The organism is Arenibacter algicola, assembly GCF_000733925.1.
Taxonomy (GTDB): Bacteria; Bacteroidota; Bacteroidia; order Flavobacteriales; family Flavobacteriaceae; genus Arenibacter; species Arenibacter algicola.
Genome location: NZ_JPOO01000003.1, coordinates 2300074 through 2319156, shown reverse-complemented (window position 1 = coordinate 2319156; position 19083 = coordinate 2300074). Strand labels below are relative to the sequence as shown.

Annotated in this window: 21 protein-coding genes; 12 read left to right on the top strand and 9 right to left on the bottom strand. The window is 40.1% G+C overall.

Annotated elements, in window-relative coordinates; translation table 11 throughout:
• Positions 1–142 precede the first annotated feature (142 nt).
• Positions 143–2314 carry a TonB-dependent receptor gene (locus U735_RS0120510; protein ID WP_031445611.1) on the top strand — a complete coding sequence of 724 codons (2172 nt, stop codon included), beginning with the start codon at positions 143–145 and terminating at the stop codon, positions 2312–2314.
• 149 nt (positions 2315–2463) lie between these two features.
• On the opposite strand, the gene U735_RS0120505 is transcribed toward U735_RS0120510, so the two are convergent.
• Genes U735_RS0120505 through U735_RS0120495 form a run of 3 tightly spaced genes read right to left on the bottom strand, consistent with a single transcriptional unit; the run spans position 2464 to position 5642 of the window.
• Positions 2464–3840 (bottom strand): Gfo/Idh/MocA family protein, encoded by a 1377-nt coding sequence (locus U735_RS0120505; protein WP_031445610.1) that lies wholly within the window; start codon positions 3838–3840, stop codon positions 2464–2466.
• Between the two features lie 56 nt (positions 3841–3896).
• Entirely contained in the window at positions 3897–4991 is a 1095-nt protein-coding gene (locus U735_RS0120500; RefSeq protein ID WP_198036670.1) for a DUF6807 domain-containing protein, read from the bottom strand.
• Positions 4992–5045: 54 nt separating this feature from the next.
• The gene (locus U735_RS0120495) at positions 5046–5642 is read right to left on the bottom strand and encodes a 3-keto-disaccharide hydrolase (RefSeq protein ID WP_031445608.1); all 597 of its coding nucleotides are present in this window, start codon (positions 5640–5642) and stop codon (positions 5046–5048) included.
• A gap of 456 nt (positions 5643–6098) precedes the next feature.
• On the opposite strand from U735_RS0120495, the gene U735_RS0120485 reads away from it, so the two are divergent.
• Positions 6099–7088 carry a Gfo/Idh/MocA family protein gene (locus U735_RS0120485; RefSeq protein WP_031445606.1) on the top strand — a complete coding sequence of 330 codons (990 nt, stop codon included), beginning with the start codon at positions 6099–6101 and terminating at the stop codon, positions 7086–7088.
• Positions 7089–7094: 6 nt separating this feature from the next.
• Here U735_RS0120485 and U735_RS0120480 read toward each other — a convergent pair whose 3' ends face one another.
• Positions 7095–7532 carry a Rieske (2Fe-2S) protein gene (locus U735_RS0120480; RefSeq protein WP_031445605.1) on the bottom strand — a complete coding sequence of 146 codons (438 nt, stop codon included), beginning with the start codon at positions 7530–7532 and terminating at the stop codon, positions 7095–7097.
• A 111-nt stretch (positions 7533–7643) separates the two neighbouring features.
• Here U735_RS0120480 and greA point away from each other — a divergent pair, with 111 nt between their 5' ends.
• Both greA and U735_RS0120470 read left to right on the top strand, forming a co-directional pair.
• The gene (greA, locus tag U735_RS0120475; RefSeq protein ID WP_031445604.1) at positions 7644–8117 is read left to right on the top strand and encodes a transcription elongation factor GreA; all 474 of its coding nucleotides are present in this window, start codon (positions 7644–7646) and stop codon (positions 8115–8117) included.
• A 180-nt stretch (positions 8118–8297) separates the two neighbouring features.
• A complete protein-coding gene (locus tag U735_RS0120470; RefSeq protein ID WP_031445603.1) occupies positions 8298–8690 on the top strand; it encodes an HIT family protein in 393 nt (130 codons plus the stop codon).
• Here the strand turns inward: U735_RS0120470 and U735_RS0120465 are convergent.
• Positions 8683–9033: a hypothetical protein gene (locus U735_RS0120465; protein WP_031445602.1), complete on the bottom strand. Its 351-nt coding sequence runs from the start codon at positions 9031–9033 to the stop codon at positions 8683–8685. The genes U735_RS0120470 and U735_RS0120465 overlap by 8 nt on opposite strands.
• 4 nt (positions 9034–9037) lie before the next feature.
• Complete coding sequence (locus tag U735_RS0120460; protein WP_031445601.1) at positions 9038–10186, bottom strand: sensor histidine kinase; 1149 nt, start codon at positions 10184–10186, stop codon at positions 9038–9040.
• Between the two features lie 118 nt (positions 10187–10304).
• Between U735_RS0120460 and U735_RS0120455 the strand changes: the two genes are divergently transcribed.
• The 3 genes from U735_RS0120455 (at position 10305) to aat (ending at position 12531) form a co-directional block, all read left to right on the top strand.
• Entirely contained in the window at positions 10305–11186 is an 882-nt protein-coding gene (locus tag U735_RS0120455) for a flavin reductase family protein (protein WP_031445600.1), read from the top strand.
• Between the two features lie 198 nt (positions 11187–11384).
• Positions 11385–11762 (top strand): DUF3127 domain-containing protein, encoded by a 378-nt coding sequence (locus U735_RS0120450; protein ID WP_031445599.1) that lies wholly within the window; start codon positions 11385–11387, stop codon positions 11760–11762.
• A gap of 133 nt (positions 11763–11895) precedes the next feature.
• Positions 11896–12531 (top strand): leucyl/phenylalanyl-tRNA--protein transferase, encoded by a 636-nt coding sequence (aat, locus tag U735_RS0120445; RefSeq protein ID WP_031445598.1) that lies wholly within the window; start codon positions 11896–11898, stop codon positions 12529–12531.
• 26 nt (positions 12532–12557) lie between these two features.
• Here the strand turns inward: aat and U735_RS0120440 are convergent, their stop codons facing one another.
• The 3 genes from U735_RS0120440 to U735_RS0120430 are packed head-to-tail and all read right to left on the bottom strand — an operon-like array spanning position 12558 to position 14493.
• Positions 12558–13124, bottom strand: a complete 567-nt coding sequence (locus U735_RS0120440; protein ID WP_031445597.1) for a hypothetical protein — start codon at positions 13122–13124, stop codon at positions 12558–12560.
• A complete protein-coding gene (locus U735_RS0120435; protein WP_031445596.1) occupies positions 13114–13677 on the bottom strand; it encodes a DNA-3-methyladenine glycosylase I in 564 nt (187 codons plus the stop codon). The genes U735_RS0120440 and U735_RS0120435 overlap by 11 nt, the downstream gene beginning before the upstream one ends.
• A gap of 60 nt (positions 13678–13737) precedes the next feature.
• Complete coding sequence (locus U735_RS0120430; protein WP_031445595.1) at positions 13738–14493, bottom strand: slipin family protein; 756 nt, start codon at positions 14491–14493, stop codon at positions 13738–13740.
• A 456-nt stretch (positions 14494–14949) separates the two neighbouring features.
• Here U735_RS0120430 and tnpA point away from each other — a divergent pair, with 456 nt between their 5' ends.
• From tnpA to U735_RS0120405, 5 genes are all read left to right on the top strand, one after another.
• The gene (gene tnpA, locus U735_RS0120425; protein ID WP_031445594.1) at positions 14950–15384 is read left to right on the top strand and encodes an IS200/IS605 family transposase; all 435 of its coding nucleotides are present in this window, start codon (positions 14950–14952) and stop codon (positions 15382–15384) included.
• Between the two features lie 94 nt (positions 15385–15478).
• A complete protein-coding gene (locus U735_RS0120420; RefSeq protein WP_031445593.1) occupies positions 15479–16054 on the top strand; it encodes a phosphatase PAP2 family protein in 576 nt (191 codons plus the stop codon).
• Between the two features lie 82 nt (positions 16055–16136).
• Positions 16137–17453, top strand: coding sequence for a gluconate:H+ symporter (locus U735_RS0120415; protein ID WP_031445592.1), 1317 nt, complete (start codon positions 16137–16139; stop codon positions 17451–17453).
• 14 nt (positions 17454–17467) lie between these two features.
• The gene (locus U735_RS0120410; RefSeq protein ID WP_031445591.1) at positions 17468–17932 is read left to right on the top strand and encodes a RidA family protein; all 465 of its coding nucleotides are present in this window, start codon (positions 17468–17470) and stop codon (positions 17930–17932) included.
• A 19-nt stretch (positions 17933–17951) separates the two neighbouring features.
• Positions 17952–19061: a D-TA family PLP-dependent enzyme gene (locus U735_RS0120405; RefSeq protein WP_031445590.1), complete on the top strand. Its 1110-nt coding sequence runs from the start codon at positions 17952–17954 to the stop codon at positions 19059–19061.
• Positions 19062–19083: the final 22 nt, after the last annotated feature.

Sequence of the window (19083 nt, the reverse complement as noted above, 5' to 3'; positions counted from 1 at the left end):
GTAATGCTGCCAAGGGATGCGAAAATCGCGTTTTGGAATTTCCAACGTTTTATTTTCGATACAATTTTGTAATCGGAAAAAAACAAAAATCAATTTTTAACAAGAATAATAGCCCCTTTTATTCGTAACAAATGTATTACGGATGAAAACTATGTTCACAACTGTCGCTATCGTAGCGACTACGCTTTTGGCGATTGGCCAAGAGAAACCCAAAGATTCTTTGGAAGGAAAAGAAATTGCCTTGGATGAGGTATTGGTATCCGCTGTTCGGGTTACCAAACAATCTCCGGTAACTTTCACCAACCTGACCAAAGACCAGATCAAACCTAGAAATTTAGGGCAGGATATTCCTATCCTTATGAATTTTCTGCCAGCAGTGGTTACCACTTCCGATGCCGGGGCCGGTATAGGCTACACAGGAATCCGAGTCCGTGGTAGTGATGGTACACGGGTAAATGTTACCATTAATGGGATTCCCTACAACGATGCGGAATCACACGGTTCGTTTTGGGTAAACATGCCCGATTTTGCCTCTTCCACAGAAAGTTTGCAATTGCAGCGTGGGGTAGGAACATCAACAAACGGATCAGGAGCCTTTGGAGCCAGTTTAAATTTGTTGACCGATGCCGTTTCCGACGAGGCCTTTGGTCAAATTTCGTCTTCTATAGGCAGCTTTGGAACACTCAGGAACAATTTGAAGTTTAGCACCGGTCTTTTGAACGATCATGTTGAAATTGCAGGACGTTTGTCCAGAATAACCTCGGACGGTTATATTGATAGGGCTTCTTCCGAATTGGATTCCTACTTTCTGCAAGGGTCCTATGTGGATGACAATACTTTGGTAAAGGCATTGTTGTTCGGGGGACATGAAATTACCTATCAGGCTTGGAACGGGATAGATGCAGAAACATTGGAGTCTGACAGAACCTTTAATTCTGCGGGAATCTATACCGATGAAAATGGAAATACCCAATTCTACGACCACGAAGAGGATAATTATAGGCAAAATCATTTTCAATTGCATTGGAATGAACAAATTGCGGATAATTGGAATACCAATCTGGCATTTCATTTTACCAAGGGAAGAGGTTTTTTTGAACAGTACAAGGAAAACGATGACTTTAGCACCTATGGAATTGAGCCTATAATGGTTGATGGGGAAGAAGTGGATAAGACCGATCTAATAAGAAGGCGTTGGCTGGACAATGATTTTTACGGTACCACTTTTTCTGTCAATTATGACCAAGAGAGTTTGAATTTAATTCTTGGAGGAGGTTGGAACAAATATGAAGGAAGCCATTTTGGGGAAATTATTTGGGCCCGTTTTTCCAACAATAAGGATTATGAAGACAGATATTATGATGATAGTTCCACTAAAACGGATCTAAATCTTTTTGCCAAGGCGAATTATAAATTTAGCGACCAATGGAGTGCTTATGGGGATTTACAGTATAGGACCATAGGCTATACAGCCAATGGGGAAGACACAGGAATCGTAGATGATACCTTTAATTTTTTCAACCCAAAGGTTGGGATTACCTACGATCTAAACATGAACAATAATTTTTATCTCTCTTATGCCAGGGCCAATCGTGAGCCTAATAGAAATGACTATGAAAGTGGTAGCCCAAAGCCGGAGAAATTGAACGATTATGAGTTGGGATGGCGCTATATTTCCCCAGATGTGCAATTGAATACCAATGTTTACTTTATGGGTTATAAGGATCAATTGGTGCTCACTGGCGAATTAAATGATGTTGGAGCCCCTTTACGAGCCAATGTTGGGGACAGTTACCGTTTAGGTTTGGAAGTGGATGCCACCATAGCTTTGGGGAATCAATTTAAAATACGGCCCAATGTGGCATTGAGCAGAAACAGAAACAGGGATTTTGTGTTTCAGCGGGATGGAGAACTAGAAGAACTTGGGGATACCCGTATTTCCTTTTCGCCAGATATTATTGTAGGAAACGTTTTAACCTATCAGCCTAAGGAAAATGTTCAATTTAGCGTGTTGACCAAGTTTGTTGGAGAGCAATATATGGGTAATATAGATTCCGAAGGTTCCAAGTTGGATTCGTATTCGCAAACCGATTTTAATGTACAGTATGAGATCACTACCAACGGGTTTTTTAAGAGCATCGTTTTATCTGGACTGGTCAATAATATCTTCGATTCCTTATTTGTGTCCAATGGATACTTTTATACTTTTGATGACGATTATTCAGTGCCCGATACCATTACGACCTATGAAGGAGCCGGTTATTACCCACAGGCAGGGATTAATTTTCTCTTAGGGGCATCCATAAGTTTTTAAGGGAGGTATACCGCTTTATTCGGAAACTTAAAACCCCGATGTTAGTACAATTGTACCAACATCGTGGTTTTTTCATTTTTAATAATACGCCCAAGAATAGTATTATTAAATTAAATAGGATTTATTTCTATAAAAGAAGTTCGTGACTATTATACATTTTCCGGCACTATATAGGGATATCTATACTTTCTGGTAAGCATAAGATCGGCTTCTTCATTGTTTATAAATTTCTCGAACTCCCCATTAAATTTTAAGGTTTCCCCGACCCTCAGGGCAATATTTGCTATCAATGGCAGCACAGTGGACATATGCCCTGTCTCTATATCGCAATTTAAATCATGATGGTTTCCTGAGCGTACCCCGTCTATAAAATTGCCATAATGTCCCTTGCTATCGGGGGCGGTCAAAAAGGAGGTGTCACCACCAACGGCAGCACTTCCGGCCATTTCAGAACCTGCAAAAGGTTCGGTCTCCTTGCCTTTGTATGCTTTCCAGGTAGATCCGTTTACTTCCATCCACCCTTCCGTTCCGTAAAACATATTACCAATTTTAACTCCTAAATTGGCCTCATGATTGGTGTATCTGCCCCTAGTTTCAAATTCCAATATTTTTCCGTCCCCATACTCAAATACGGAAGTTTGGGTGTTTGGTGTTTCCTGCGAACATTCCTGTGGTGTAAATCCAAAAATACCTCCCATAGACTGAACCTTTACCGGATGTATTTTTTTATTCAGGCCCCATCGGGCAATATCAAATTGGTGTGGCCCTTGGTTGCCTGTGTCGCCATTGCCGGTATCCCAGTGCCAGTGCCAATTATAGTGTCCCTTTTTTTCATTATAAGGCCTATAGGTGGCCGGGCCCAGCCAAAGATCGTAGTTCAAGGTTGAAGGTGATACACTATCTGGGGTAATTCCAAAAGAATCCCTGGGTTTAAAACATGTGCCTCGGGATAAAAATACTTCCCCAATACCACCACGATGTAAGAAATCCATAGCCTGCATAACATTGCTTATGGATCTGTTTTGGAATCCTACCTGGACTACCCGATTGTATTTTCGTGCGGCCTCTACCATTTTTCTTCCCTCCCATACATTATGGGAACTAGGTTTTTCAACATATACATGTTTTCCGGCCTGACAGGCCCAGATGGTGGCCAGTGCATGCCAATGATTTGGAACAGCCACGACTACAGCGTCTATTTCCTTGTCCTCAAATACACGGCGCATATCTTCCTCCGTACCTGGTTTGTTGCCTTTTTGGTTTTTGGCAGCCATTTTTACATTGTCGCCCAAAACGGCAGAGTCAACATCACAAACGGTTTTAATATGTACTCCATCATTGTACATCTCGGAAAAATTTTCCAACAAATTACTTCCACGACCCCTGACACCAATAGACCCTAGGACCACACGGTCGTTGGCACCCATAATGTTCCCGTAAGATTTTGCGGAAAAGGCAGATGCCCCCACAACAACGCCTGTACTGGCAAGGGTAGTTTTTTTAATAAAGTCTCTTCTGTTGTCCATATTTAAGTTTTATTAATGGTATTGATGATTATTTTTTTGATAAGACGTGCAGCAATTTATTGTGCTGAAAATTTGTCAAATTCCGCATCAAGCTCGGCCTTTTCCAAATTCTTACTAGCTACTATAATTCTATGTCTAAAGGTAACTTCCTCACCTTGGTCCAGGCTTAGGTTTAAGGCTTCCTTTCCATCGCTAAAGACTTCCTGTCCTAGGGGATTGGCGGCAAAAAGGCCATAGCCGCGGGTGTGCCAATAGGTAGGATAGCCGGCATTGGAAGTATGGTCCAAGATGGCAAGGGAAATTTTTTCATCACCAATGTTGGATCTTAAATTTACCCAATTCGATCTTTTTCCCCAACAGTCGTTCCCTTCAATATTTTCACTATTAATGTAATTTCCATTAACACCTTCATTGTTTAGTACAGGGACACCGGTAGGGATTCCATTGGAATCGGTAAAAATATCGGGCTTGTCGGAGGGATGTTCCAATTCGCGTGTAACCCGAATGCCGAGGACCCCTTCCTTATTGTCCTTGAAAATTACTTTTTCGTTGGGGGCAGAAAGCCTGGTGATGCGATCTATGGAATATTCATCGTGATCACCTCTAAAAATAAAAGTGGTGTTTTCTTTAAGCAATACTTTTCCTTCGTTGGAAACCCAATCCATGGAAACCTTTAGGCTTGCTTCCTCATTGCCGTCTTCCATGCCCAGTATTTCCTTGTGAAGAATAGTACCGTAACTTCCTCTCTTTTCTACTTTAATGGAATCTGAATTGTTCCAAAAATCCAATCCGTTAACATCGCCGTAATTAAACCAGACCCCTACGTGATGCGGATGGTCCACTCTTTCGCCCACAGACGGCTCTAAGGGATATTTTCTGGTAATCTTGGTGCCCTTTGGGGTGACCAAAGGATATAGCACGGGTTTTTTAATGTTGGTAGGGTAGATGTAGGAGGTAAATAGATTGTCATCTATAAATACATCCACCTTTTTTTCTTGGTCGTTGCGGACCAGTTTTATCCTTTTTTCTGCCTTGGGTTGAATGTTGGCCCCGGCCGTTTTATCAGACTTGGCCTGTTTACAGGACACCATAAATAAGAGGGCTAAAACACTGCTTAAACCAGATTTAAGAAGTAATGTTCTTGTGTTCATTCTTGTTGGTCGATATTTGATTAGATTAATTTGTTCCTAGAGCTAATAATTCAATTACATTTTTCCAATCTTTATGTTACGGAAGCTGGCGGTCATTTCGGTGTTTGGATGTAGTTGCAACCCTATGGGTCCAGATTTAACATAACTGTCGGAGGTGTAGCTCATGACATGCTTGTTGTTGAGCCAAACTTCATAATACCCTGCAATAGCTATCACTTTTATGGTATTCCAGTCGTTGGGCTTTAGAATTTCCTTGACGTTTTGGGCTTCTACGGGATATTTTTTTCCTACAATATAGGGAGAGCCGGTCATATCACGCTTTAAGGAGCCCGAAATCCCCATTTGTATCTGTTCCTTGTCGTTTCTGAGGAAAATCCCTGTATCTACCGTTCCTTCATCATATCTGAAGTCGGTTTCTATTACAAAATCGGTATATTCCTTGTCGGTCCATAGAATAGATCCCTTTTTATCGGGACCACTTTTGGCTCGTAATATTCCGTTTTCCACGGACCACCATATGTTGTTTTCAGGAACAACCCACCCTTTCAGATTTTTTCCGTTAAAAGCACTTTTAAGTACGGGATCTTGTGCAAACATGTTTAACGTAATAAAATTCACTATCAGAAACGTACAAATTATTTTGGCTTTCATTTTATTAAGGTTTTAAGGGTGATATTATAAATTGGAATTTGGTCTATGATTAACAAAACAGTTCTTAAATTATTAAGAAGTACATTGAAGTATTCTTAATGTTACCCCGTTTTTTTATAAATCTATTTAAAAACTATGTCTTTTTCCAATTTTATCTGCCAAAATTTAGAGCAACCCTAAGTATTGGTAAAATACCATTAAGTAGAGTTAAGAATTGTGAAGTTGATTATGGCCGGTTAATTAAAAATGCTATATGTTGTCTTTCTTGCCAGATATTTTAGCCGGTATTCTTATAGATTCAATTGGAAGATTGTCCTTTATTATTTTATCTTTCATAATATTGGAACATTCTTTACATATTTATGATGAATCAGGGAATTTGGGTCGATTTATTCATATTTTAACCCTTATTTTTGTGATGCATGTAGATAACCAAAAACCTGAAAATTCTAAATAATGAACAATACTAGTTACGCGAAACCAATGCGATGGGGAATAATTGGTTGTGGAGCGGTTACTGAGGTAAAAAGCGGACCACCTTATCAACAGACCAAAGATTTTCAATTGATTGCCGTTATGCGCAGGGATAAAGAAAAGGCGGAGGACTATGCCAAAAGACATGGTGTTCCAAAATTTTACTCAAAAGCAGAGGACTTGATCGGGGATCCAGAGGTAGATGCGGTGTACATTGCTACACCCCCGGACACCCATAAGCATTATGCCTTAATGGTGGCAGAGGCCGGGAAGCCTTGCTGCGTAGAGAAGCCCATGGCACCAAGCTATGCGGACAGTTTGGAGATATACAATGTTTTTAGTGAAAGAAAATTGCCACTTTTTGTGGCGTATTATAGGCGCTCCTTGCCAAGGTTTTTAAAAATTAAGGAATGGCTGGATAAGGGTGAGATTGGAGATGTAAGACATATCCGTTGGCATCTGTCCAAACCTCCAAGTACGGAAGATCTTGACAAAACATACAATTGGAGGACTGATGGTGAAATGGCACCTGGGGGTTATTTTGATGATTTGGCCAGCCATGGGTTGGACTTGTTTTCGTTTTATCTTGGGGATATTGAAAATGCCTTTGGGGTAAGTACAAATCAGCAAAAATTATATACCGCAAAAGATGCCATCGCTGCTTGTTGGATATACAAAAATGGAGTTACTGGCGAAGGCAGTTGGAATTTTGGCACTTATGAAAGGGTGGATAATGTGGAGATTATTGGCAGTACCGGTAAAATATCCTTTCCCGTGTTTGATGAAGGGGATGTCGTCCTAAGCAATGATAAGGGTACTCAAAATCTCTTTATTGATCATCCTAAGCACGTGCAACAATTCCATGTGGAAAACATACGGGCGCATTTATTGGAAAACAGGGAGCATCCTTCAACTGGGAAGTCGGGATTGCATACCAGCTGGATAATGGACAAAATATTAGGTCAGATCTAAGGGTTGTTAATTGGAGATGATTACGGAATTGCCGCTATAGGTGGCGCGGTAAAAAAGTAGGTCGTGATAAGTCTTGCCGTCCTCCGGCCTGTCAATTAGTTGTCCTGTAAACAAATGGTATTGATAACCTTCACAGGAGCAGGTAACCAGCTGTCCATTTAATGACATTGTGGAACAGTCGTTGGGGGCATGGTTGGGGCAACTGGCTTCCCAGGCCATATACGAATTAAATCCGGTATTGATGACAAATGCCCCTCGGGTACCTACTGCGGCGTTTCCCACATATACGGCGCTACCTGTGTTGGTCAATGAACTGTATAGGGGTAGGTTAAGATTAAGATCAAACCTAAAGCTAATTTCCTGTAGGTACGGATTTCTATTGGTGGAGTTCTTGTCGCAGGACAATAAAAAAAATAAAAATAATAATCCCAATATGCGTTTCATACCGCTGTGCCTATTTAAATAACTTAAACAAAATTGAACAAAATTTATGTATATTTGTCTTAAATCCTCTTTAAAAAAAGAGGATTTTCCTATTTATTTAATGTAGAACTTATGAGTAAGGTATCTTATTATACAGCAGAGGGGCTAAAAAAATTGAGAGATGAACTTAATTACCTTAAGGATGTTGAGCGTCCAAAAGCGTCGCAAGCAATTGGAGAGGCCAGGGATAAAGGGGATTTGTCTGAAAATGCCGAGTATGATGCCGCCAAGGAGGCACAAGGTTTGTTGGAGATGAAAATTTCCAAGATGGAAGAGACTTTGGCCAATGCAAGGTTAATAGATGAATCGCAACTGGACACCTCCAAGGTGCTGGTGCTGTCTACCGTTAAACTGAAGAACATGAATAACGGAATGGAAATGAAATATACCCTTGTGGCAGAAAGTGAAGCTGATCTAAAAACGGCAAAAATTTCTGTGAGTTCGCCCATAGGTAAGGGGCTGTTGGGCAAAAAAGTAGGGGAAACCGCAGAAATCACAGTTCCCAATGGAACATTGAAATTTGAAATTTTGGAAATTTCCAGATAGAACATATTAAAAATAAGATAGGGCCTCAATTGATTTTTTCAGTTGAGGTCTTTGTTTTTTAATGCGCTTGTATTTAATTTCATTGTTGGGGCAAGGCGCTTTAAAGCATACAATGTATAGGTAGTTAGGTATGGTTTAAAATATTTGTACTATCTTTTAATTTGATTTAAGTTCAGATATATGTCATCAATTTTTACGAGAATTATAAACGGGGAAATCCCGTCCTATAAAATTGCCGAAGACGATAATTATTATGCCTTTTTGGATATTAATCCCAATGCACTGGGGCATACTTTATGTGTCCCCAAAAAAGAGGTGGACAAACTTTTGGACCTGGATGAGGAAACCTATCTGGGGCTGATGGCCTTTTCCCGGAAAATAGGCTTGGCCATTGAAGCTAGTGTACCTTGCAATAGAGTAGGTCTAACTGTAATAGGTTTGGAAGTTCCCCACGTGCATGTACATTTAATTCCTTTGAACGGAATGAGGGATGCCACTTTTCAGCATAAAGCTTCGTTGACGCCAAAGGATTTTACGGCTATAGCGGAAAAAATTAAGGCCAATATTATATAATCCCTTCCAAGACAATATAAACCCCGGCGGCAACTACTATTAGTAGTAGAAGTGTTAAGATATAAAACAGTGCTGTAAAACGTATGGAGGCACGGTCCGGGGCAATCATTTTTTGGTAATAATCATAAACCCGTTCTATGTCCTCGGTCCAGGTTACCGGATAGATCATGGAACCGCATTTCTTGCATTTAATTTCGTGGGTGATGTCCTTAGTGGTCCTGTCATAAAGTTTACCATAGGTATGTCTTTGATAAAAGGTCAACTTCAATTCCTGATTAAAACATTCGGGACAATTGTTCGTTAAATCCGCTTGCTTAATTACAACTAATTTCTCCTTTGCCATCACCTTAATTTTTAACTTTAAATGTAATTTGCATTATAGTACCGTCCTTTGTGGAGTTCAGTACTTTAATTTTGCCTTTGTGGTATTCTTCTACAATTCTTTTTACCAAGGAAAGCCCTAAGCCCCATCCCCTTTTTTTAGAGGTGACCCCTGGATTAAATATGGTCTGAAAATTCTTTTTTGGGATACCACTTCCTGTATCCGAAATTAAGACCTTTACCCAGTTGCCGTTTGGAACTATTTCAATGGCAATGCTACCCTTGCCCCTCATGGCGTCTATACCGTTCTTCACTAAATTTTCAATGGTCCAATTGTACAAAGCCTTATTTAAAAGCACAGGTACATGGTCTACTTGTGAATTAAACGAAAACTGAATGAGTTTGGAACTCCTTAATTTTAAATAATCAAATGCATTTTTTGTTTCTTCAACAATGTCGTATTCGTTAAGGATGGGCAGGGAGCCAATTTTTGAAAAACGTTCCGTTATGGTTTCCAATCGGTTTATATCCTTGTCTATTTCCTTGGTAATTTCTGGATTAATATTTTCGGACCTCAATAATTCGTTCCATCCCAAGAGCGAGGAAAGGGGGGTTCCTATCTGGTGGGCCGTTTCTTTGGCCATTCCGGCCCAAAGTTTATTCTGCTCAGAGGTTTTATTGGTCTTGAACAAAAAATAGATTACCGTTCCAAAAAGGAAGATGATCAACAAAAGGGCAATGGGGTAATACTTTAACTTGGTGAGTACTTCGGAATTCCCGTAATAAAGGGTGGCCAAATTTTCTCCCTTGTACTCAATGGAGATAGGTTTGTTTTCCGACTTGAATTTGTTAATTTTTCCGTGGATAAAAGCAGTGTCCGTTTTCTGGATTCCCGGCATATTGTTCACTTTTATGGTACTGTCCTTGTTTACCAGTATCATGGGAGTGGAAGTGTTGTTCTGAAATATTTTGATGTGCAGATTACCTGGGTCGGCGTCAACGGGAAGGGATAAAAATTCGGATTGTGCCGTGGCCCAAATTTCCATTTTATGGCGCTCTTCTTCCTTAAACTTCTTGAAAAAACTGTTGGTGTTCCACAGTATTAAGCTCACAATAGCAAAGGATGCTATTAATAACAGAAGGTTCGAAGTTTTCTTTTTAGGACTAAAATCCATCCATCTATAAAATTATACTTAAATATAACGCAATTTGGACAAAGATATTCTATTTTGATATCTGCCTCTTTATTTCATTTTGCCTACATTTTATGTACCTTTATCCGCTATGAAAAAAATGGTTTCCATAACGGCTTCAGAAGTACCTACAGCTAAATTGCATGGGTATTTATTGGGTGCCGTTGGACCAAGACCCATTGCTTTTGCCAGTACTATTGATGATAGGAACAGACCTAATTTATCACCTTTTAGTTTTTTCAATGTCTTTGGTTCCAATCCTCCTATTTTAATATTTTCTCCTTCCCGTAGGGTAAGGGACAATAGCACTAAACATACCTTGGAGAATGTGCTTAAAAATAGGGAAGTGGTCATTAATGTAGTGAACTATGATATGGTGCAGCAAATGTCCTTGGCTAGCACGGAGTACATGGAGGGCGAGAACGAATTTATCAAGTCCGGGTTAACCATGTTGTCTTCAGATTTGGTAAAACCATTTAGGGTGGCGGAATCACCTGTACAGTTTGAGTGCAAGGTCGTTAAGGTAGAACCTCTGGGAAAGGAGGGCGGAGCAGGTAACCTTATCTTTTCAGAGGTGTTGAAAATACATGTAGATGCCGATATTTTGGATGAAAATGGGGCCATTGATCAATTTAAAATAGATCAAGTAGCCCGGATGGGGGGTAACTGGTACAGCAGGGCCAATATGGGATTGTTTGAAGTGCCCAAACCGGTTTCCAATTTAGGAATTGGGGTTGATCAAATCCCTGAACACATTAGGTTGAGCAATATACTTACCGGCAACGATTTGGGTATGTTGGGCAACATAGAAAAATTGCCCTCCCAGGAAGAGGTAAGGCAATACGTTGATACCAATGTGGATCTAAGATCCATATTGAGTTCAGGTGATGAAGCTTTACTCCATGCACGGGCCCAAGAGTTGTTAAAAAATAAGGATGTGCTCTCTGCGTGGAAGGTTTTATTGGCAGAGATGCCCACCTAGCAGAATTATCATGAGGTCTTTAGGATTGATTTCTCTGGATAGTAATAGGGATAGGGAATTGGACAGAATGATGCCAGCATTATATTAAGGGCTGAACCCCTAAAAATCGAGATGGGATATTTTGTTTTAGGTGTTCCTGATCAAAATGCTTAATATTGACAAAAAAAGAATACAAAGTAGAATTATATAAATAGCAAAATGGAAGTACAAGGGAAAATTAAAATGGTAGGTGAGACCCAAACATTTGGGAGCAACGGATTTAGAAAGAGGGAAGTAGTGGTGACTACGGAGGAGCAGTATCCACAACATATTATGGTTGAATTTGTACAGGATAAATGCGACCTTTTAAATAATTTTGGAGTTGGTCAGGCTGTCAAAATAAGTATTAACCTAAGAGGTAGGGAATGGGTGAATCCACAAGGGGAAACCAAATATTTTAATTCCATACAAGGTTGGAGAATAGAAAGTTTACAGGAGGAAGCAAATGCACCAGGAATGCCTCCGGTACCTCCGATGGATGCTTTTGAACCAGCGGACAATATCAATGATGATGATCATGACGATTTGCCATTTTAATTAGTGGTCGAAAGTTTTATGGAGCAGAATTATACCCGTTTATAACGGGGGTGTAATTTCAAAAAAAGGAAAACCTATTCAGTTTGTAACCGGATAGGTTTTCTTAATTTTAGGGTCATAAATCAACTTCAAAATGTTTCTCCTTAATCATCGTTTACTGTTTCCGGATGTTGAAAAAGCCGATGATGACGGATTATTGGCCGTGGGGGGCGATTTGTCCCCGGAGCGATTGTTATTAGCCTATAAGAATGGAATATTTCCTTGGTTTAATGAGGATTCCATGATACTTTGGTGGAGTCCTGATCCACGAATGGTGCTATTTCCGAACAAAATAAAGATTTCGAAAAGTATGGCCCAAGTTATAAAATCCAATAAGTTTGGGATTACTTGGAATACACAATTTGAAGAGGTGGTTAATGCATGTTCTGCCATAAAGCGCAAAGGGCAGGCAGGAACATGGATTACCCCTGAAATGAAAAGTGCCTATTTAAAACTGCATCAAATGGGAATTGCCAAGTCCATTGAAGTATGGGAAAGCGATAATTTGGTAGGAGGCCTTTATGGCATAGACCTTGGAAATGTATTTTGTGGAGAAAGTATGTTCAGTAGAAAGAGTAATGCCTCCAAATTCGCATTTATAAGTCTGGCCAAGGAGTTGCAGCAAAAGGAATATAAACTTATCGATTGCCAGGTTTACACGGCACATTTGGAAAGCCTTGGAGCTGAAGAAATACCAAGGAAGCAATTTATAAAAATACTTAAAGGCTAGGGTGTTACATTTAATTCCTTGCCCTTTTAATAAAGCACATGATCATAATTGGGTGGTAAGGCCCTCGCTATATGCTCCAAATTTCCCTCCGCATCAAAAATTGCAATATAGTCTTCCCTTTTTTCCGTTTTATTGCCCCTGACCATTACTTTGTAGGTATTACTGGGCAACATTAGATTTTGAAAAGTGTTTTTTAGAACATTCTCCAAGGATCCAGGGTACCGTTGTTGGATATATTTAATTTTTGTTTTTTGGAAATTTGTATTCAATTCAGAACGTATCCTGGCATAGGTATCTGTTGGTATATCAACTTCCTTTACCATGAATCCTGTATTTTGAAGGGCTCCCTTTTCGTTGTAATCTATATGGTACTGCATTTTTCCTTTCATAAATTTTAGGGTATAGGTAATTTTGGAGGTGTCCACTTCTCGGTAGTACCTTATGTATTTAGTGTTCTCCAAGGGCAGGCTGTCCATGTTAATAGTAGGAAATTGCGATTTTTTAATACGATGCTCCCGTTCAAATTTTGTCTGGGAAAAACATTTTAAGCCAAGCATCAATAATAGCATTAAGGTGATATAGCTATACTTCATTATATCTAAAACAATTTATTTCGTGGTCGTTTACCATGCCGGTCGCCTGCATGTGGGCATAAATAACGGTGCTTCCCACAAATTTGAACCCCCTCTTTTTTAAATCTTTACTTATAGTGTCGGACAATGGGGTATGCGCCGGGGCTTTTTTATAATCCTTATGATTGTTCTTAATGGGCTGGCCATTGACAAATCCCCAGATATAATTACTAAAACTTCCAAATTCCTTTTGGATGGCAATATAAGCTTGGGCATTGGTAACAGTGGCCCTTATTTTGAGCTTGTTCCTAATAATTCCGGCATCCTGTAACAAGGAATCAATTTTCGGTTCCCCGTATTTAGCTATTTTTTTGTAATCAAAATGATCAAATGCCTGTCTAAAATTCTCCCTTTTTCGCAAGATGGTAATCCAGCTTAAACCGGCCTGGAATGTTTCCAAAATCAAAAATTCGAAAAGCAGGTCATCTTCCTTTATGGGGACTCCCCATTCCTCGTCGTGGTACTTTTCGTAAAGTGCATCGCCCTTGCACCAGCCACATCTATGTTTTTCCATTTTTAATATTCAAACTTTTTCTAAAGATAAAGAAAGATCAATTTTAATAATGGGATTTACCTACTTTTTGTTTTTGGGTTTTTTCACAGGGTTTCTGGGCAAAACCTCTTCAGGGAAGGGGAATAGGATGGTGGAATTTTTTTCTGCCGCTATATTGGACAGGGTTTGGTAAAGCCTTAGTTTTATAGCGGAAGGCGACTGATCTATCAATTTACCCGCTTCCAATAATTTACCTGCGGCCTGTTCCTCGGCAAGGGCCAAGATAATTCGGGCTCTTCTTGACCTTTCGGCCTCTGCTTGGTTGGCCATCATACGCTTCATGTTTTCAGGTAATTGAATGTCCTTAATTTTAACATCTATAATTTCTATACCCCATTCTTTGGTCTCCAATTCAACAATGGCCTTGATGTTCTTTCCCATTTCCTCACGTTTGGATAAAATGGTATCCAGTTCAACCTTTCCGCAAACATCCCTTAATGCCGCTTGGGCCAATTGGGTAATAGCAAAGCGATATTCTTCCACTTCCAAAACGGCTTTTTCCGGATCGTTTATCTTGAAGAAGACCACACCGTCAATACTACAGGGGACATTGTCCTCTGTCATTACTTCTTGGGATATAATATTGATGGTAATAACACGGATATCAACAATCTGAATGGTCTCCACTATGGGGATAATCCACCTAAAACCAGGTTGTAAGGTCTTTATGTACTTGCCAAATCTAAATTTTAATGCTCTTTTGTATTCGAAGACTACTCGTATTCCAGCCAATAAAAACAATACAATAAGGATACTAAGAACGAAAGGTGGTGCCATGATAATTGCGGTGTAAAATTTGTAATAAACTCCTATAAAACTATTTGGACGCTAGGGAAACTAGTTGTTATTTTCCACAGTCCATTGTCAACATCAGAATTGAATTCTAAATTCCCAATTCTGTAAAGGGCAGATATACTTAAAGTTACGAAAATTACAAAGCAGCTGAAAATAATAATGCGCTTAATTTAATCTGCAGATAATGGCAAGGATTATTTATTAGTGAAACTCAATTTTGAGAAGTCAGTAAGACGCACTTAAAATTGCAAGTTGAACTAATCCCGCCTTTTTCGGCGGGATCTAGGTTCAATACCTCGAACCTAGAGTCGATTCCGATTGTTGGGTTCAGGGATTGCCCTGAGGTTTAATAACTTTTATTGGTCTCAGGTTAGGGAGTAAAACCCTGCAATTTATTGCAGCACTTTAGTACTGCGAAAAAATACATAATTTAGGGGTATGGGTCATACATTGAGAAAGGGATCGCATACCGTTATCCGGTTGACTTGTCATCTGGTTTGGGTTACCAAGTATAGATATAAGGTATTAAGTGGGGATGTTCAGAAGCGTTGTCGTGAGCTTCTCATGCAAATATGTGAAGCTGAAGGGATTGAGATTATGAAAGGAGTGGTGAGCTCCGATCATGTTCATATGCACGTTGAATACGCCCCTAGGATGAATGTAAGTTCGATGGTCAAACAAATGAAAGGCAGGACATCGAGAAAGCTCCAACAGGAGTTTCCTCATTTAAAGGAGCGCTATTGGGGTCAGCATTTTTGGGCGAGCGGTTATGGAGTCTGGAGTACGGGCAATGTAACCGATAAGATGGTCAATGATTATTTGGAGCATCATAGACGGGACGGTTCGGATAATTCCAATTTTATATTGGAATAGTCCCAGGGACTTTCAGTCCCTTGTAAAGAAAACCTCTGCACTTTCAGTGCAGAGTGGTTTAGTTATCTTGAAGCTGTTACAATAATAGAGATCGATGGAAAAATTGTCCTTAATCTTTGTATGTGCATATTTTTTTATAACCATTGCCTGTTATTCCCAGGATACAGAGGGGGGACATGAGAAATGGGAATATGTTTTGGAAGATACCGGCGACGTACTTCAATTGGCACTGCCTTTAACCGCGGGGGTCATGACTTTGATAAATAAGGATTACAAGGGTACCAAAAAATTGGCTTTCTCGTACGGTACTACTATGGCCTTGACGTATTCCTTAAAACATTTCACCAAAAAAGAAAGGCCTGAAGGTAGAAAACTGTATGATTCCTTTCCTTCCGGTCATACTTCATCCGCTTTTTCCGGAGCATCATTTATACAGCGCAGGTATGGTTGGAACTATGGTATCCCGGTCTATCTACTGGCAAGTATCGTTGCTGTAAGTAGAACGGAAGGCCCGGACGGTTACCATGATTTTTGGGATGTATTTGCCGGTGCTGCCATTGGCATTGGCAGCACTTATATTTTTACAAAACCACCTAAAAAGGAACAAATGTCTCTTGGTTTTTCCAATTATCGGGATACCTATTCCTTAAGTTTTTTGTATAAATTTTAATTTATTATTAAAAAGGATATTAATTTTTTGGTCGATATAGTATATTTAAGAATTGTATTCAATTAAATACCAAACCAATACTATGCCATTACTTATTGTTATTCTGGGGTTATTTCTCCTCTTTTTACTCATTGCAAAATTTAAACTTAACGCCTTTATAGCATTTATAATCGTATCGCTTGCCGTAGGGATCGCGGAAGGAATGGATCTGGACCAGGTGGTAAAATCCATAGAACACGGAATAGGTAATACCCTTGGTTTCTTGGTGATGATTTTAGGATTGGGAGCCATGTTGGGCAAGCTGGTGGCAGATAGCGGCGCTGCCCAGCAGATAACCACCAAGTTGGTGGCCAAATTTGGTGTTAAAAATATTCAATGGGCATTGGTGTTGACCGGATTTATTGTGGGTATTCCTCTGTTCTATGAGGTTGGTTTTGTGATATTGATCCCCTTGATATTCACTATTACCGCCTCAACGGGATTGCCACTTTTATATGTGGGCCTTCCAATGATAGCCTCCTTGTCCGTGACACATGGCTATCTTCCGCCACATCCAGCCCCAACAGCCATTACCGCCATGTTCGAGGCAGATATGGGGAAGACACTTTTGTATGGCATTATCATTGCAATTCCCGCCATTACGGTTGCCGGACCATGGTTTTCGCGTACCATTAAAAATGTCAAGGCTACTCCCTTAAAGGATTTTGTAAACCCTACTGTTCTTACTGAAGAAGAAATGCCAGGGATAAACATCAGTATTTTTACGGCCCTTCTTCCCATTATTTTAATAATGTTTTCCACCATAGCCGATCTATTATTTCCCAAGGATTATGGATTTATGCCTTTTGTCAACTTTTTGGGAAATCCAGTAATAGCAATGTTGATTTCTGTATTGGTGGCCATTTATACCTTGGGCTTGGCCCGGGGCAAACGTATGACCGATATTATGGGGTCTATGTCCAGCTCTATTTCGGGGATTACCATGGTTCTTCTTATTATTGCAGGAGCAGGGGCGCTAAAAGAGGTTTTAATAGATAGTGGGGTAAGTTTGTATATTGCAGACAGTTTAAAGGATTCCAGTGTTTCACCGCTTTTGTTGGCCTGGTTTGTGGCCACGGTTATTAGGGTGTGTGTGGGTTCGGCAACGGTGGCCGGTTTAACGACTGCAGGTATAGTAATGCCACTTATTGGCGCTGCCGGGGTAAGTCCGGAATTAATGGTCCTCGCCATAGGATCCGGGAGTCTAATGCTTTCCCATGTAAACGATGGAGGATTCTGGTTGTTCAAGGAATATTTTAACCTTTCCATCAAGGATACTTTAAAAACATGGACAGTTATGGAAACCACCGTGGGTGTAATGGGATTGATCGGAGTAATGATTTTGAGTTTGTTTGTTTAATTAATGTATCAGTTATGAGTAGTTCACCCACAGAAAAGATTAAGGAATTAGGATTGGTTTTTCCCCCGGCACCAAAACCGGCGGGTGTTTACAGGCCTATTTTGGTAGTAGACAAGTTTTTATATGTTTCGGGCCAGGGTCCAATTCAAAACGATGGATCTTTAATGATCGGGATAGCAGGTTTTGATATGAATGCCGATGAAGCCAAACTGGCAGCGAGACAGGTGGGCCTTACTATGCTTTCCACGATTATGACACATTTTGGAAGCTTGGACAAAATAAAACGGGTTGTAAAGGTCCTTGGGATGGTAAATTCTACTCCGGATTTTGGAAAACAACCCTTTGTTATAAATGGGTTTAGTGAATTGATGGCCGATGTTTTTGGACAAGAAAATGGTATTGGCGTACGCAGTGCTGTTGGGATGATGTTACCCGGTAATATTCCTGTAGAGGTAGAGGCAATGTTTGAGCTTCATTGATGATAACCCCAATGTTGTAATGAACAAAGAATGGTATAGAATTAAGGACACGGAGAATATAGTTACCCCTGCCCTTTTGGTTTATCCGGAGCGGATAGAACAAAACATTAAGACCATGATTGCCATGGCCGGTGGTACCCGTCACCTTAGGCCCCATATAAAAACACATAAAACCGCAGAGATTGTTCAGCTACAGTTAAAGCACGGTATTCAAAAATTTAAGTGTGCCGCCATTGCCGAGGCCGAACTTTTGGGAAATTGCGGTGCAGCAGACATTCTAATAGCATTACAACCGGTAGGTCCCAATATAAACCGATTTTTTAGACTGATTTCGGAATTCCCCAATAGTACTTTTTCGGCAATTGTTGATGATACCCGGATTGTTGAAAAAATCGGTAAAATTGCAAGGGACAAAGGCATTTCTGTGTCACTTTGGTTAGATATTAACAATGGGATGAATAGATCCGGTATTCTGCCCAATGCCGATGCTGTGGAATTGTATAAAAAAATATATAAGGACCCTAATTTGCAGGCTGCAGGATTGCATGTGTACGACGGACATATCCACAACAAAGATCTGTTTGAAAGAGAGCAGAAATGCAATGAGGATTTTGAAGCGGTTTTGGATTTGAAAAAATCTTTGGAGGAATTGGGTTTCCCCATTCCCACCATTGTGGCCGGCGGTTCTCCAACTTTCCCCATCCATTTAAAGCGCGAAGGTGTGGAAACTAGCCCAGGAACTACACTTTTATGGGATGCTGGGTATGCTGCCTCCTATAAGGATATGGATTTCCTGCCGGCCGCTGTTTTGTTGACCAGGGTAATCAGTAAGCCAAGCTCAAATTTGGTCTGTTTCGATTTGGGACATAAGCATTTGGCTTCAGAAATGAATTTTCCTAGGGTAATGTTTTTGGAAGGGGATGGTTGCACCCAAATAGGGCAAAGCGAAGAACATTTAATTGTACAATGCCCCAATGATGAAATGTTTACAGTAGGGGACGCCGCCTATGCCATTCCGGTGCATATTTGCCCAACTGTTGCCAAATATAAGGAAGTCCTAACGGCAGTTGATAGGAGGATAATCGGTGCCTGGCAGGTAGCTGCAAGAAACCTTAAAATAAATATATAAACCTCTCTTTTAAATGGACCAA

Bases quoted from the DNA above. Each gene is read 5' to 3' on its own strand.
- U735_RS0120510 (WP_031445611.1), top strand. From the start codon at position 143: ATGAAAACTATGTTCACAACTGTCGCTATCGTAGCGACTACGCTTTTG.
- U735_RS0120505 (WP_031445610.1), bottom strand. From the start codon at position 3,840: ATGGACAACAGAAGAGACTTTATTAAAAAAACTACCCTTGCCAGTACA.
- U735_RS0120500 (WP_198036670.1), bottom strand. From the start codon at position 4,991: ATGAACACAAGAACATTACTTCTTAAATCTGGTTTAAGCAGTGTTTTA.
- U735_RS0120495 (WP_031445608.1), bottom strand. From the start codon at position 5,642: ATGAAAGCCAAAATAATTTGTACGTTTCTGATAGTGAATTTTATTACG.
- U735_RS0120485 (WP_031445606.1), top strand. From the start codon at position 6,099: ATGAACAATACTAGTTACGCGAAACCAATGCGATGGGGAATAATTGGT.
- U735_RS0120480 (WP_031445605.1), bottom strand. From the start codon at position 7,532: ATGAAACGCATATTGGGATTATTATTTTTATTTTTTTTATTGTCCTGC.
- greA (WP_031445604.1), top strand. From the start codon at position 7,644: ATGAGTAAGGTATCTTATTATACAGCAGAGGGGCTAAAAAAATTGAGA.
- U735_RS0120470 (WP_031445603.1), top strand. From the start codon at position 8,298: ATGTCATCAATTTTTACGAGAATTATAAACGGGGAAATCCCGTCCTAT.
- U735_RS0120465 (WP_031445602.1), bottom strand. From the start codon at position 9,033: ATGGCAAAGGAGAAATTAGTTGTAATTAAGCAAGCGGATTTAACGAAC.
- U735_RS0120460 (WP_031445601.1), bottom strand. From the start codon at position 10,186: ATGGATTTTAGTCCTAAAAAGAAAACTTCGAACCTTCTGTTATTAATA.
- U735_RS0120455 (WP_031445600.1), top strand. From the start codon at position 10,305: ATGGTTTCCATAACGGCTTCAGAAGTACCTACAGCTAAATTGCATGGG.
- U735_RS0120450 (WP_031445599.1), top strand. From the start codon at position 11,385: ATGGAAGTACAAGGGAAAATTAAAATGGTAGGTGAGACCCAAACATTT.
- aat (WP_031445598.1), top strand. From the start codon at position 11,896: ATGTTTCTCCTTAATCATCGTTTACTGTTTCCGGATGTTGAAAAAGCC.
- U735_RS0120440 (WP_031445597.1), bottom strand. From the start codon at position 13,124: ATGAAGTATAGCTATATCACCTTAATGCTATTATTGATGCTTGGCTTA.
- U735_RS0120435 (WP_031445596.1), bottom strand. From the start codon at position 13,677: ATGGAAAAACATAGATGTGGCTGGTGCAAGGGCGATGCACTTTACGAA.
- U735_RS0120430 (WP_031445595.1), bottom strand. From the start codon at position 14,493: ATGGCACCACCTTTCGTTCTTAGTATCCTTATTGTATTGTTTTTATTG.
- tnpA (WP_031445594.1), top strand. From the start codon at position 14,950: ATGGGTCATACATTGAGAAAGGGATCGCATACCGTTATCCGGTTGACT.
- U735_RS0120420 (WP_031445593.1), top strand. From the start codon at position 15,479: ATGGAAAAATTGTCCTTAATCTTTGTATGTGCATATTTTTTTATAACC.
- U735_RS0120415 (WP_031445592.1), top strand. From the start codon at position 16,137: ATGCCATTACTTATTGTTATTCTGGGGTTATTTCTCCTCTTTTTACTC.
- U735_RS0120410 (WP_031445591.1), top strand. From the start codon at position 17,468: ATGAGTAGTTCACCCACAGAAAAGATTAAGGAATTAGGATTGGTTTTT.
- U735_RS0120405 (WP_031445590.1), top strand. From the start codon at position 17,952: ATGAACAAAGAATGGTATAGAATTAAGGACACGGAGAATATAGTTACC.